This is a genomic window from Winogradskyella aurantia, from assembly GCF_002266855.1.
In the GTDB taxonomy this organism is placed as follows: Bacteria; Bacteroidota; Bacteroidia; order Flavobacteriales; family Flavobacteriaceae; genus Winogradskyella; species Winogradskyella aurantia.
Window position 1 is genome coordinate 120,608 of the sequence record NZ_NGJN01000002.1, and the last position, 12,664, is coordinate 133,271.

The window sequence follows — 12,664 nt, forward strand, 5'->3', positions numbered from 1 at the left end:
GTTTTAAATAATTGATTAGGCTAAGCTAAAATAGTATTTGTGAATGATCTAAAAAGTTGTGTACATTAAGGTTTAATATTTTTCAGTGAATTGGGCATATGGCTTGAAAAAACTACTTAAACAAAGCCTTATCTTTGTATCAAAAAGAAAATGAAACTTACGCTTAAAGTAGCTGCGATTTATAATATTCTCTGGGGTGCTTGGGTTGTTCTATTTCCAAATCATTTTTTTAATCTAGTTGGTATGTCTCCACTTAACCATACGATGGTATGGCAGGGCATGGGCATGGTGATTGGCGTTTATGGGCTTGGCTATTGGTGGGCCTCTTATGACCCAATGAGACATTGGCCTATAGTGGCTGTAGGTTTTTTGGGAAAGATATTTGGTCCACTTGGTTTTATCTTTAATTACCTTAAGGGTGAGGTCCCATTTGAGTTTATATATACCTTAATAACCAATGATTTTATATGGTGGATACCTTTCTTTTTAATTTTGAGAAGAGTACATTGTGACTACAAATGGCGTTTAACATGATTAAAATTTTACGTTTACTACTTATCGGGTTTTATATTTTTGCGGGGGCTAACCATTTTATAAACCCTGACTTTTATTTAGGTTTAATTCCTGATTACTTACCGTTTCCGGAGGCAATTAATTATAGCAGTGGTTTTTTTGAAATACTTTTGTCCATTGGTGTTGCCGTTCCAAAAACAAGGGCATTGGCCGCAAGGGGAATTATTCTTTTATTAATCTTGTTTATTCCATCGCACATCTATTTTATTGAAGTGGGGTCCTGTGTAGAAAACGCCTTCTGCGTAGAACCTTGGATTGCGTGGTTAAGATTATTGGTAATTCATCCATTACTCATGCTCTGGGCGTGGGCCATAAGAAAAACGAAGTAGTATGACTTTAGATTTAGCACGCTTACTCACAGATACAGGGTTCTTGATATTGATTTGGGCTGTTCAATTGGTCATATATCCAAGCTTTAACTATTATACGCCTAAAAATCTTTTTGAGTGGCATAAGAATTACACCGTACGGGTCACCTACATCGTGTTGCCTTTAATGTTCAGTCAGCTTATTCTAGCTGTCATTTATGTGTGGCAAATACAGAATTGGTACAGTATACTCAGCATATTGATTATAGTGATATTATGGCTGCTCACATTTTTAATCTTTGTACCCTTGCACCAGGGCATAGATAAAGCACAGCCTCAAGAAAGAGTTTGCGATAAGTTGGTTTCAAAAAATTGGATCAGGACCGTATTGTGGACCTTGTTATTCATTTTATCTTTATCTAATTATTTATTTTAATAATGGATTGAGACTCTTCATTTAAAGGTCAAAACCACTTATTTAACGAAAAAAGCCTCCCGAAAGGGAGGCTTATATATTATACTCTAACTAACTCTGATTAAGCTTCAGAGGTAGATGTAGCTGCAACGGCTAAACCGTAAACAACAAGTCCGAATCCTATTTTGTTGATAGCGTCACCAATATTATAGATAACATCCATATTAAGTCCTAGCTCACCCACAAAAGAATACCATCCTTCTGTTCCGGCCATATACCCTAATGGATAGATTGCCCATCCAACAAGTACGAACCAACACAATGTTTTGTGAGCGGCTAATACAGCACCACCGGCTTGTTCTGCCAATTTCTTGGCTTCCCCAAACCATATGATGTACACAATAGCAAAATAAGCGACCCCAGAGATAAAGCCCCATAATGCTGGACCAGTTCCAGTAGTATATACAGCTTCTCCAAAATAACCTGTTACAAGCATTACCACAGAAAGGAAAATCAATTTCCACATCAAGGATTTTTTAGCACCTGCAACTCTTAGGATAAGATAAAACTCAACACACATTAACGGTACGGTCAATACCCAATCTACATATCTGAAAAATGTTGGGGACTCCATGTACGTAGCCCAATAATCTCTCATGTACCAATAGTGCACTGCAGCAATAAAAGTAATAAGACCTGACACCAAAATGGAAGTTCTCCACTTTTTATCAAAGGTATTCATTGATAAAAAGAAAAATGCCGAAGCGGCCATCATTGCCATACATCCTACAAAAAATGTAAAGCCAACGTAATCATCGGTGGCCATTTTGCCCACCTCAGCGTAAAAGCTAGTTAGTAAATTCATAATTATAAATTTTAGTTTGTTTAATCAAAAATAAGAATTGTTAAACACAAAATGTTTAAAATTTTCACAAAAAAATTTCACAGATAAGAAATTTCGTATGTTCGTATTATGAAATTCTCAGCTTTTAATTTAGTTTCAACAGTATTTTTGCTTTGGTTGACCATTCAAATTGAATCGGCATATGAGGAATATTTGGCCTATTTTTTTATCCTTACGGTGGGAATTGTTCATGGGGCTAATGATGTGTCTCTTATTAGTTTTATCACCAAAAGTCGGGGAATGTCAAAAAATAAATATCTGATTAGTTATATCGCCATTATTATCGTTATGTCTATTGCCTTCTTTCAATTTCCATTTTTGGCGTTATTGATTTTTATTTTGTTTAGTTGTTACCATTTTGGAGAGCAGCATTTTTACAATCAACTACATCAAGCCGGAGTAACGGGCAACTTACTTTACTTAAGCTATGGTATCTTAATTTTTGGACTGTTGTTCTATTTAAATTACACTGAAACATCATCTATTATAGCTGAACTAACAGGAATTACCCTTGATGCGTTTTATTTCCTTTATTTTTTGATTCTCGGGTTAATAGCTACTTGTGTATTGGTTTTCATAAACTTAAAGAATTTTAAAGATGGGTTAGATTACTTCCAAGAGTTTTTTTTAATCGCTCTTTTTGCCTTACTATTTAAGATGGCATCCCTACTTTGGGCTTTTGCTATTTATTTTATCATATGGCATTCCTTGCCTTCACTTAGGGATCAAACCAAAGCATTATACGGACGATTGGATGCTTCAAGCCTTATCAAGTATTTCAAATCCTCTTTGGTGAACTGGATTATTTCTGTGATTGGTTTGGCGGTGATTTTTTATATCTCCTCACGGCTTGAAATTCGATTTATCACTCTATTTTTTGCTTTTTTGGCGGCAATAACGATTCCTCATGTTATAGTGATGTATTATCTCAATAAAAAATGAATGCGCAGTGAACCTGTTTAGTCGAAATTCAATATTTTTAGAACATGAAAAAATTAGGAGAGAATACCATTTGCACACATATAGGAGAAATTGAGGATAAGCAATTTAAGGGAGCTGTCTCTCCTATGTTTTTAAGTACATCATATGAATTTTTAGATGTTGACGTAAAACGTTATCCTAGGTATTTCAATACGCCCAACCAAGAATACCTTTCACGTAAAATAGCAGCTTTGGAGCATACGGAGTCAGCTATTATCTTTGGTTCTGGTATGGCGGCCATAAGCACTATGTTTTTGGCATTCTTGCAAAAAGGGGACCATTTGGTAGTACAAAATACACTTTATGGTGGCACAGTAAATTTTATAAAAGAAGAACTTCCTAAGTACGGAATAGAGTTTACGTTTACTAAGGGGTATGAGGTTCAAGATTTTAAGAAGGCCATACAACCAAATACAAAACTCATTCATATTGAGAGTCCTTCTAATCCTCTTATGACAATTACCGATATAAAATCTATTGCAGACCTTGGGAAATCGAATGGAATTCTTACATCTATAGACAACACCTTTGCTTCACCTATAAATCAGAATCCAATAGACCTGGGTATAGATCTGGTAATGCATTCGGCAACAAAATATTTTGGTGGTCACAGTGACATAAGCGCAGGTGCGGTAGCCAGTTCTGCTGAGCATATTGATAAAATTTGGAATGTGGCTAAAAATCTTGGTGGTAACTTAAGTGATATGACCGTATGGATGCTAGAACGCAGTATGAAAACCTTAGGTTTAAGAGTGAAAGCTCAAACCAAAAATGCTATGAAATTAGCCAAATGGCTGCACAAGCATCCCAAAATTTCAAAAGTGTACTATCCCGGTCTTAAATCGCACCCCGAGTACAAATTGGCGAAATCCCAAATGAAAGGTTTCGGTGCCATGCTGTCCTTTGAACTGCACGAGAAATTAGATTCCTATGCCTTTCAAAAGGAACTAAACTTAATTAAATCTTCCATGAGTTTAGCGGGTGTAGAAAGTAATGTTATTTCACCGCACTTGACCTCTCATTCATTGCTAACCCAAGAAGAAAGAGATACTATTGGTATAAGTGACCAACTAATTCGATTGTCAGTAGGTATTGAAGACCTTAAGGATTTAAAGGAAGATATTAATCAAGCTATAGCCGCGTTGACTTAGGCTTTTGGTTTCTTGCATCCGTTTTAAATGTTAGCCCTATGCAACAAGTTTAAGGTAAACAGCAAAGAGGTGTTTGCGGTTTGTATTACAACTAAAAAAAGAAAAAAAAGAGCCCATTTCTGGGCTCTTTACAATTTAGACATTATTAAACATGGTCATTCAAATGATGGTGTTCATCAATTAACGGTCCACCTTCTATAATCTGGTCAGAGGCTTCACTAGCAAATTTTTCGAAATTCAAGTGGAATGAATGTGCCAGCTGAATGGCCTTGCTAATGTAGGCGCCTTTTTGCAACCAAGTATTCATTGGGTCTAACATTTCCGTAGGGACATTAGGACAGTACTTAGGCATATGTAATCCAAATATGGGATGTTGCTCAAAGTCAACATTGTCTAATTCTCCTTTAAGGATAGCGGTAATCATCGCTCTTGTGTATTTAAGTTTAATGCGGGAGCCTACACCATAAGGGCCACCGCTCCAACCGGTATTTACCAACCATACGTTAACACCTGCTTCTTGCATTTTTTTGCTTAACATCTCTGCATAGACGGTCGGATGCAACGGCATGAAGGGCTCTCCAAAACAAGCAGAGAAAGACGGTACGGGCTCCGTTATGCCAGCTTCGGTACCTGCAACCTTAGCCGTATAGCCAGATATGAAGTGGTAAGCTGCCTGCCCAGGAGTTAGTTTAGAAACGGGAGGTAATACACCAAAGGCATCACAGGTTAAGAAAAATATATTCTTGGGATTATCAGCGTAAGACGGCTTTTGGATATTGTCTATGTGGTAAATCGGATAGCTCACCCTTGTGTTTTGAGTAATGCTACTATCAAAATAGTCCACTTCACCGATGTCTTTAAAAACAACATTTTCGAGAATAGCTCCCGGTCTAATCGCTCTGTAAATATCTGGTTCTTTTTCTTCCGTTAAATCAATAACTTTGGCATAACAACCACCTTCAAAATTAAAAATTCGATTTTCAGATGTCCAACCGTGCTCGTCATCTCCGATTAGTTTTCTGTTAGGATCGGCGGATAAGGTTGTTTTACCTGTCCCAGAAAGACCAAAGAAAATCGCTGTATCTCCTTCTTCGCCAACGTTAGCGGAGCAGTGCATAGGCAATACATTCTTGTCAACAGGTAAAATCATATTGAGCGCAGAGAAAATGCCTTTTTTTATCTCCCCTGTATATGCTGAACCACCAACAAGAGCAATTTTTTTTGTAAAATTCAAGATGGAGAAGTTACCTTGTCGTAGACCATATGTTTTAGGGTCTGGGCATTCATAACCCGGAGCACAAAGTACAAGCCATTCTTCTTCAAAATTCTCTAGCTCTTCTTCCGAAGGTCTTAAGAACATATTATAAACAAACATATTAGACCAGGGTAACTCTGTTACTGTTCTGACACCCATTCTATATTTTGGATCAGCACAAACAAAACCATCACGAACAAAAATTTCTTTACCGCTAAGGTATTTTTCGATTTCGCCTTGCAGATAATCAAAGTTTTCAGGAGAAATACCTTTATTTGTTTTACCCCACCAAACGCGATCTTTCGTATAATCATCTTTTACTAAAAAACGATCTTGAGGAGAACGTCCAGTGAATTTTCCAGTATTTATAGCTAAAGTACCATTAGCGGTTTCTTTACCCATACCTTTTTCAATGGTTATGGCTTGTAATTCTTCAGGCGATAAGTTCCAATGGGCGTTGGTATCTTTTAGGCCGTACTTCGTCAGGTCTTTTGTTTTCATATTCGGTTTTTTTAAAAATGTTTCCATAAGTTAATAATTTTTAGTTGTAGTTTAAAATGGCCAAATTACAGGCACTAATAGTAATGTTGTTATAAAAAACAGTATAAGTAATGGCGTACCTACCTTGAGGTAGTCCATAAATTTATAGCCTCCTGCAGTCATTACCATAGCGTTTGTAGTTGTTCCTACAGGTGTTAAAAATGCTGTGGATGCGCTAATCGCTACGGCAATCATAAATGGTGCAGCGGATATGTTAAGCGTATTCGCTGCAATGATCACTATAGGCGCCATTAGAACAGCGGTTGCTGAATTATTAATAACCTGGCTAAAAGTCGTGGTTAACAAGAATACACCTCCTAATAGCATAATAGGGTGAAAATTACCTAAGCCATTGACAAGACCATTGGCTATAAGTTGCGCTGTACCTGTTTTTTGAAGGGCCAGTCCCATGGGTATCATGGCTGCTATCATGACCACACTTATCCAGCTAATGCCTTTGTAAGCCTTAGCGATGGGTACACAACCGGTTATTAAAATAACACCTGCTGATAAAAGGGCGGCAATTGCTCCTGGTACAACATCAAACACCAATAGTACAATCATTAAAATGAGCGCAAATAAAGCAATGTATGATTTAGCCGTAAGATTTGTAACCGTTTTAGACATGCCTTCCGGGCTACCGATAATCACAAGGTTTTCATGATGGTCTTTAAGTTGTTCTATGTCGCTCCATACGCCCCTGATAAGAAACGCATCACCAGCTTTTACCGTTATTTCGCGATCCATTATTGGGGTATTATTTCTAGAAGCTGCCATGAGTTGAACACCAAATCGTTTAAAAAATCTACCGATTCTAACCTTACGACCAACCAAAACGGATTTAGGCGTGACGATAATTTCAGTCATTCCAACTTCTTGGTTGATTAGGTTATTTCTAAGCTCATCAGCTATGGGCTCAAGTGGCAACAACCCAAGGCGAAAACGTATCATTAGGGTATTTATAGCCTCTGTATCACCTTTAACCGTAAGAATATCGTGATACATAAACGGTGTATCGTTATTTGGAAATTCAATAAAAGGCTCATTTCCTTTAAGACGGTTAGGGTGTCTTCGTTTTATTCTTAAAATAGAGACATGGAAGTCATCTTCAAAATTCCAATCACCAAGTTTAGTGTTTAAAAGAGGGGATACTGACCGTACTCTTAGTCTGTAGTAGTCGTCATCAACTTTATAGGCTTCTATCCACTTGTGAAGGGTTGTACTGATATCAATGGGTTTGTTGTTGGTTTTGTTACTTGGTAGTAATCTAAACCCAATATATTTGAAATAGACCAGTGTAATCAAAAGAAGTGGTAAGCCTATAAGTGCAAACTCAAAGAATGAAAACCCTTCTAACCCACTCTCTAACATGGTATTGTTGACAATGATATTGGGTGGGGTACCGGTCAAAGTCAGTAAGCCACCGGTATTAGATCCAAAGGCTACTGGCATAAGGAGTTTTGATGGCAGTGTACCCATACTCCAAGCAGAGGAGATGGTAACGGGCATTAAAGTTGCTACTGTTCCTGTATTGCTCACCACACCAGACAACAGTCCAGAACCTAAAGTTGTTATTAGTAAGAGCCGTGTGGTGCTTTTTTTTGCTAAGCTCATGAATTTCTGACCAGCAAGAGCGGTCCACCCTGTTTGAGAAAGACCTTCCCCTATGATAAATAGAGCTGCAATCATTATGACTGTTGGATTGCTAAAACCGCTCAAGGTTTCACTTAAGTCTAATATTCCAAATAGAAATAAGCTCAACATAGATAAGAGGGCTATTATGTCTGGCGTGAATTTTCCCCATATAAAGAGTAGAATCGTGATTGAGAGAATAGCCAGCATTAAGCCCATAGATTTGTTTTTTAATGATGGAATAAAATTACTCAGGCAGTAGGCTAATTCTTATGACGAATGTCATGCTTTCACGGAATTATGGATTTTTCAATTTTACTCAAGAAATACCTTATATTATAACGAATTATTTTTTCGAAACCGATTGCGAAATTAAAAGTCTGCTATAATCTGTTGCCTTTTTAATATTTTTGCAAATCTCAATTGAACAAAAATTATGAAATTAGATATTTTAGCCATAGGAGCGCACCCAGATGATGTTGAATTAGGCTGCGGAGCAACACTTGCAAAAGAGGTTCATTTTGGAAAAAAAGTGGGGATAATAGATTTGACCCGGGGTGAATTGGGTACTCGTGGTACAGCAGAAACTAGGGATATGGAATCCGATAATGCTGCTAGTATTTTAAATGTAGCTGTAAGAACCAATATGGAGTTTGCCGATGGATTCTTTGTCAATGACAAAGCCCATCAGCTAGAAATAATAAAAATGATACGGTTGTACCGCCCTGAAATTGTGATTTGTAACGCCATTGAAGACAGACATATAGATCATGGAAGGGCCAGTCAGTTGGTAAGTGATTCTTGTTTTTTAAGTGGTCTTTTAAAAATTGACACAAAACATGAAGACGTAGATGGATGGCAAGATCCATGGCGTCCCAAAGCGGTATATCATTATATACAGTGGAAAGATTTAAAGCCAGATGTGGTTGTCGACGTGACGGGATTTTTGGAGAAAAAGATAGAAGCCGTTATGGCATACAAAACACAGTTTTACGATCCCAATAGCGAGGAGCCTGAAACACCTATATCCAGTAAAAATTTTACAGATAGTATCGAATACAGGGCCCGTAATTTAGGAAGGCTTATTGGTGTTGCCTATGGTGAAGGTTTTACGGCAGAACGCTATGTGGCCGTATCCTCATTATTTGATTTGAAATAACTATTAAAAGGTTTTGTAGAAAATTGTAAATAATTTACATTTGCAGTCCTAATTAAAATGGTGGTTGTAGCTCAGTTGGTTAGAGCATTGGTTTGTGGTACCAAGGGTCGTGGGTTCGAGCCCCATCTTCCACCCATGAAAAAAGCCTTTCAGAAATGAAAGGCTTTTTTTGTGACCTGTATTATTTTTTATGGGACCGCCTTATCAACAACTATTCTGTTGTCTCTATTAGCCAGTTCCCAAGCGGTATGGAAGACCAATTTAGCTCTATTTTCGAGTAAATCGTATTCAATCTTGTCCGGAGTGTCCGTAGGCTTATGATAGTCAGCATGTGTACCGTTAAAATAAAAAATTACCGGAATATTGTTTTTTGCAAAATTGTAGTGGTCTGATCGGTAGTAAAATCGATTAGGATCGTTTTCATCATTATAGGTATAATCTAACTCAACATTACAGAACTTGGTATTGACCTCTTCGGATATGTTATGGAGCTCTGTACTCAATTTATCACTTCCAATTAGGTAAATATAGTTTCGATTTCCATCCTCGCGCTCAGGGTCCGTTCGGCCAATCATATCAATATTTAAGTTGGCAACGGTGTTTTCTAATGGAAAAATAGGACTATTATCTGTATAGTGACGTGAACCCAAAAGACCGCGTTCTTCGCCCGTTACATGAAGAAAAACCACGGTTCGTTTAGGACCATGTCCATTTTTTTCTGCCTCTTTGAAGGCTTCGGCAATTTCTAGAATAGCAATTGTTCCCGAACCGTCGTCGTCTGCCCCGTTGTAAACTGTTCCGTTTTCTATGCCCACATGATCTAAATGTGCAGAAATGACGATAACCTCATCTGGTTTTTCAGTACCCTTTAGATAGGCCACGACATTTTCTGAAGATACTGCTTCCGACGTTTTTTCAAGGTTAAGATTAATATTGGTAGCAATGGTTTCTGGTTTATCGGATTCTGTTATACGACTATGTAGAGCCTTACCGAGATTCTCGCTGACCATAAGTCTTATCATGCTTGCTTCAGTGCTAATCAATGAAATACGTCCCGATCTTCCAGATTCCGCCTGCCTTTTATAATACGGTGCATATCTGCTAAACATTATGTCATCCATATAAATGAGACCCTTAGCACCATTATCTTTTGCAGCATCGCGCTTACTTGATAAGGATTGTCTTCCTCCAGACCATTTCGTATCTTCAGAAGTACCAGACGTTACATAATTGCCATTCTCATCTTTAGGCTCCCCTGCTTTTGCTAGAACAAATTTTCCCTTCACGTCTACACCTTCATAATCTGAGTAATTATCGGCATCAATACCATAACCGACATAGACAATTTCTGAAAGTGTAAGGCTTTCACTTTCTGATATATCCAAAACAATTATATCATCAAAATTTTTGAATGACATTCCATTAACAGTGATATCTACTTCAGCTGATTGTTGGCGTTCCAGAGGAACTTCTTGAAAATAATCCGAACCACCTAGAGGGGTAGGAACATCCATATCAAGATATTGCTGCTTTAAATATTCTACGGCTAATTTTTGACCCTTTTCTCCTGTATCGCGACCTTCAAACTCGTCTGAAGCGTAGGTGTAGAGCATCGTTTTTAATTCATCTGCAGTAATAGTTGAAGCATAATCCACCGGATTAGCGGTTACTTGGGTTTTATAATTATTGTCCGTAGTAGTCATCTGATTAGATGAACTTCCACAGCTCATTAAGATACCGGAAATTGCTATTAGAAACGCTAAATTTTTCATTGACATTAAAGTTTTTTTAACAAAGCTGAAAGTATACCCAAACAGCTGAGGGTAAAAATAATGAATTAGTTGAGGGTAATTCTTTAATGCAAATTCCTTTTAACAAAATTTAACTTTAAAGGACTTCCTTCGTCAGTGGTTGCTCTGAATTTGCTAAATACCATGCCGTTGCAAAAATAAAATGTGTTCGTTTTGTAAGTAAGGGATAGTTTATTTTGTCGGCAGTATCTGTGGGTTTGCTGTAGTCTTTATGTTCACCATTAAAAAAGAAAATAACAGGAATATCCTTTTGGGCGAAGTTGTAGTGGTCGGAGCGATAATAGTAACGGTTGACGTCATTTTTCTTATTGAAGTTATAGTCTAACTCAAGGTTGGTGAAAGTGCGATTCGCTTCTTGGGCAATAAAATCCAATTCGGTACTCAAGCGGTTAGAACCAATAAGATAAATATAATTTTCGTTGTTAACATGCGCATTGTCAACACGTCCTATCATATCTATATTGAGGAAAGAAATGGTACTTTCTAAAGGAAAAACAGGATTATTTGAATAGTAACGTGAACCGTGTAGGCCAATCTCTTCTGCAGTAACATGAAGAAATACAATGCTACGTTTTGGTCCATTACCTTGCTTTTTAGCAAGCTTAAAGGCTTCCGCCATTTCAAGAACCGCGGCAGTCCCTGACCCGTTATCATCAGCACCATTGTAGATTTCGCCATTAACAACACCCTCATGATCCGAGTGGGCCGAAATATAAATATATTCATTAGGGAACTCTGAACCTTCAATATAAGCGATAATATTTTGCGAGTCTTTTAAGTCATATTCCTTAGGAAAAACTGAAGACGGTACTTTTTGATAATAGTCTGGGTTGGACTGGGGCGCACTAATACCAAGCGACTTGTAATAGTTTCTAATGTAGTCGCACACGGCATTGTGACCTTCCGTTCCGGTCATGCGGCCCATATATTTATCTGAAGATACCTCTTCGACATGCTCTTTTAATTCCTCGGGACTAATGGTGTTAAGATAAATTTTAACATCAGAAGTGTCGTGATATGAAATACTTTCCTTAAGATTTTCTATTTTTTTACTATGCCTTATTGTAGAGCAAGAACCTACAAGTATTAAGACGGATGCAAAAAGTACTTTCATCTAAGTAATTGATTTACGCAAAAATAAGAGAATTAATGAAATATTTTCCCACAAAATTACTAATCTTTGGTATCCTCTTTAGGCTCTAATTTCTTTTCGTTTTTGATGTCAGCCTTGGTTGTATTTATGGGTGGCTCATCTGTTTTTATTGCCGTTGTTGAAAATATACTTTTATAAATAGTAAAACCTAAGGCAATGATAACCATTAAAAAAATGTATTGTATAGATTTCGTTTTGATATGTTGTTTTTTTGAAATAAATAGGATAATCAATCCTGTGGCAAATGCCACGACTATTGGAATAATGGCAAATTTTGAAAATTTTGTTACGGCTAATACTAGTGCTATTATACCTGAGGTTAAACCAAAAACGATTAATGTCTTTTTCATAATTTGTATTTTAATTTCCGTCTAAGGTCAGAGACCTGCCTCGTAAGCTCTTATTATTAAGCAAAACCAGTCAAAGGAATGAACTTAAATTCCGCCAAATAAGACTACTACATTTTTTGTGCCTAAATTACAATCCTTTGTAGAATGATACTAGAATTTTAAAAGTTTGTTCGTTTAAAAAACAACAAAAATTCCTTTGCCTGCAAGAAAAAGGATTTTATATTTGCATCCGCTAAAGGAGAAATGGCAGAGTGGTCGAATGCGGCAGTCTTGAAAACTGTTGAGGGTCACACCTCCGGGGGTTCGAATCCCTCTTTCTCCGCTGAGAAGCCTATAACTAAAGTTATGGGCTTTTTTTCTTTATATATCCACTTGTCTGATATGATGAATATCATTTCACGATAGTCCTCTTTTCAATAGATTTATCCTATT

The 12,664-nt window shown here is 37.2% G+C and carries 12 protein-coding genes and 2 tRNA genes; 8 read left to right on the forward strand and 6 right to left on the reverse strand.

What is annotated here, in order from left to right; all coding sequences use genetic code 11:
* Nucleotides 1–150: 150 nt before the first annotated feature.
* The 3 genes from CA834_RS03910 to CA834_RS03920 are packed head-to-tail and all read left to right on the forward strand — an operon-like array spanning nucleotide 151 to nucleotide 1,317.
* Nucleotides 151–534, forward strand: coding sequence for an alkyl hydroperoxide reductase (locus CA834_RS03910; RefSeq protein WP_094967369.1), 384 nt, complete (start codon nucleotides 151–153; stop codon nucleotides 532–534).
* A complete protein-coding gene (locus tag CA834_RS03915) occupies nucleotides 531–902 on the forward strand; it encodes a DoxX family protein (RefSeq protein ID WP_094967370.1) in 372 nt (123 codons plus the stop codon). Before CA834_RS03910 ends, CA834_RS03915 begins: the two co-directional genes overlap by 4 nt.
* A 1-nt stretch (nucleotide 903) precedes the next feature.
* Nucleotides 904–1,317: a hypothetical protein gene (locus tag CA834_RS03920; RefSeq protein WP_094967371.1), complete on the forward strand. Its 414-nt coding sequence runs from the start codon at nucleotides 904–906 to the stop codon at nucleotides 1,315–1,317.
* A gap of 100 nt (nucleotides 1,318–1,417) precedes the next feature.
* On the opposite strand, the gene CA834_RS03925 is transcribed toward CA834_RS03920, so the two are convergent.
* Nucleotides 1,418–2,161 carry a bacteriorhodopsin-like gene (locus CA834_RS03925; protein WP_094967372.1) on the reverse strand — a complete coding sequence of 248 codons (744 nt, stop codon included), beginning with the start codon at nucleotides 2,159–2,161 and terminating at the stop codon, nucleotides 1,418–1,420.
* Nucleotides 2,162–2,269: 108 nt separating this feature from the next.
* Between CA834_RS03925 and CA834_RS03930 the strand changes: the two genes are divergently transcribed.
* Both CA834_RS03930 and CA834_RS03935 read left to right on the forward strand, forming a co-directional pair.
* Nucleotides 2,270–3,142, forward strand: coding sequence for a Brp/Blh family beta-carotene 15,15'-dioxygenase (locus CA834_RS03930; protein WP_094967373.1), 873 nt, complete (start codon nucleotides 2,270–2,272; stop codon nucleotides 3,140–3,142).
* Between the two features lie 44 nt (nucleotides 3,143–3,186).
* Nucleotides 3,187–4,332, forward strand: coding sequence for a trans-sulfuration enzyme family protein (locus tag CA834_RS03935; protein WP_094967374.1), 1,146 nt, complete (start codon nucleotides 3,187–3,189; stop codon nucleotides 4,330–4,332).
* A 145-nt stretch (nucleotides 4,333–4,477) separates the two neighbouring features.
* Here the strand turns inward: CA834_RS03935 and pckA are convergent, their stop codons facing one another.
* Together pckA and CA834_RS03945 are read right to left on the reverse strand one after the other, a co-directional pair.
* On the reverse strand, nucleotides 4,478–6,115 hold the full coding sequence (pckA, locus tag CA834_RS03940; RefSeq protein WP_094967375.1) for a phosphoenolpyruvate carboxykinase (ATP): 1,638 nt from the start codon (nucleotides 6,113–6,115) through the stop codon (nucleotides 4,478–4,480).
* Between the two features lie 24 nt (nucleotides 6,116–6,139).
* The gene (locus tag CA834_RS03945) at nucleotides 6,140–7,978 is read right to left on the reverse strand and encodes an SLC13 family permease (protein ID WP_094967376.1); all 1,839 of its coding nucleotides are present in this window, start codon (nucleotides 7,976–7,978) and stop codon (nucleotides 6,140–6,142) included.
* Nucleotides 7,979–8,195: 217 nt separating this feature from the next.
* On the opposite strand from CA834_RS03945, the gene bshB1 reads away from it, so the two are divergent.
* Together bshB1 and CA834_RS03955 are read left to right on the forward strand one after the other, a co-directional pair.
* Nucleotides 8,196–8,918: a bacillithiol biosynthesis deacetylase BshB1 gene (bshB1, locus tag CA834_RS03950; RefSeq protein ID WP_094967377.1), complete on the forward strand. Its 723-nt coding sequence runs from the start codon at nucleotides 8,196–8,198 to the stop codon at nucleotides 8,916–8,918.
* Between the two features lie 59 nt (nucleotides 8,919–8,977).
* A tRNA-His gene (locus tag CA834_RS03955) sits at nucleotides 8,978–9,053 on the forward strand.
* A gap of 53 nt (nucleotides 9,054–9,106) precedes the next feature.
* Here the strand turns inward: CA834_RS03955 and CA834_RS03960 are convergent.
* The 3 genes from CA834_RS03960 to CA834_RS03970 all read right to left on the reverse strand — a co-directional run bounded on the left by CA834_RS03960 (nucleotide 9,107) and on the right by CA834_RS03970 (nucleotide 12,232).
* Nucleotides 9,107–10,690, reverse strand: a complete 1,584-nt coding sequence (locus CA834_RS03960) for a M28 family peptidase (protein WP_094967378.1) — start codon at nucleotides 10,688–10,690, stop codon at nucleotides 9,107–9,109.
* Nucleotides 10,691–10,805: 115 nt separating this feature from the next.
* Nucleotides 10,806–11,843 (reverse strand): M28 family metallopeptidase, encoded by a 1,038-nt coding sequence (locus tag CA834_RS03965; RefSeq protein WP_094967379.1) that lies wholly within the window; start codon nucleotides 11,841–11,843, stop codon nucleotides 10,806–10,808.
* A 59-nt stretch (nucleotides 11,844–11,902) separates the two neighbouring features.
* Nucleotides 11,903–12,232, reverse strand: a complete 330-nt coding sequence (locus CA834_RS03970) for a hypothetical protein (protein WP_094967380.1) — start codon at nucleotides 12,230–12,232, stop codon at nucleotides 11,903–11,905.
* A gap of 237 nt (nucleotides 12,233–12,469) precedes the next feature.
* On the opposite strand from CA834_RS03970, the gene CA834_RS03975 reads away from it, so the two are divergent.
* Nucleotides 12,470–12,554, forward strand: a tRNA-Ser gene (locus CA834_RS03975).
* The last annotated feature ends 110 nt before the right edge of the window (nucleotides 12,555–12,664 follow it).

Excerpts from the sequence above, each read along its gene's own strand:
- CA834_RS03910 (WP_094967369.1), top strand. The coding sequence starts at position 151 with ATGAAACTTACGCTTAAAGTAGCTGCGATTTATAATATTCTCTGGGGT.
- CA834_RS03915 (WP_094967370.1), top strand. The coding sequence starts at position 531 with ATGATTAAAATTTTACGTTTACTACTTATCGGGTTTTATATTTTTGCG.
- CA834_RS03920 (WP_094967371.1), top strand. The coding sequence starts at position 904 with ATGACTTTAGATTTAGCACGCTTACTCACAGATACAGGGTTCTTGATA.
- CA834_RS03925 (WP_094967372.1), bottom strand. The coding sequence starts at position 2,161 with ATGAATTTACTAACTAGCTTTTACGCTGAGGTGGGCAAAATGGCCACC.
- CA834_RS03930 (WP_094967373.1), top strand. The coding sequence starts at position 2,270 with ATGAAATTCTCAGCTTTTAATTTAGTTTCAACAGTATTTTTGCTTTGG.
- CA834_RS03935 (WP_094967374.1), top strand. The coding sequence starts at position 3,187 with ATGAAAAAATTAGGAGAGAATACCATTTGCACACATATAGGAGAAATT.
- pckA (WP_094967375.1), bottom strand. The coding sequence starts at position 6,115 with ATGGAAACATTTTTAAAAAAACCGAATATGAAAACAAAAGACCTGACG.
- CA834_RS03945 (WP_094967376.1), bottom strand. The coding sequence starts at position 7,978 with ATGGGCTTAATGCTGGCTATTCTCTCAATCACGATTCTACTCTTTATA.
- bshB1 (WP_094967377.1), top strand. The coding sequence starts at position 8,196 with ATGAAATTAGATATTTTAGCCATAGGAGCGCACCCAGATGATGTTGAA.
- CA834_RS03960 (WP_094967378.1), bottom strand. The coding sequence starts at position 10,690 with ATGAAAAATTTAGCGTTTCTAATAGCAATTTCCGGTATCTTAATGAGC.
- CA834_RS03965 (WP_094967379.1), bottom strand. The coding sequence starts at position 11,843 with ATGAAAGTACTTTTTGCATCCGTCTTAATACTTGTAGGTTCTTGCTCT.
- CA834_RS03970 (WP_094967380.1), bottom strand. The coding sequence starts at position 12,232 with ATGAAAAAGACATTAATCGTTTTTGGTTTAACCTCAGGTATAATAGCA.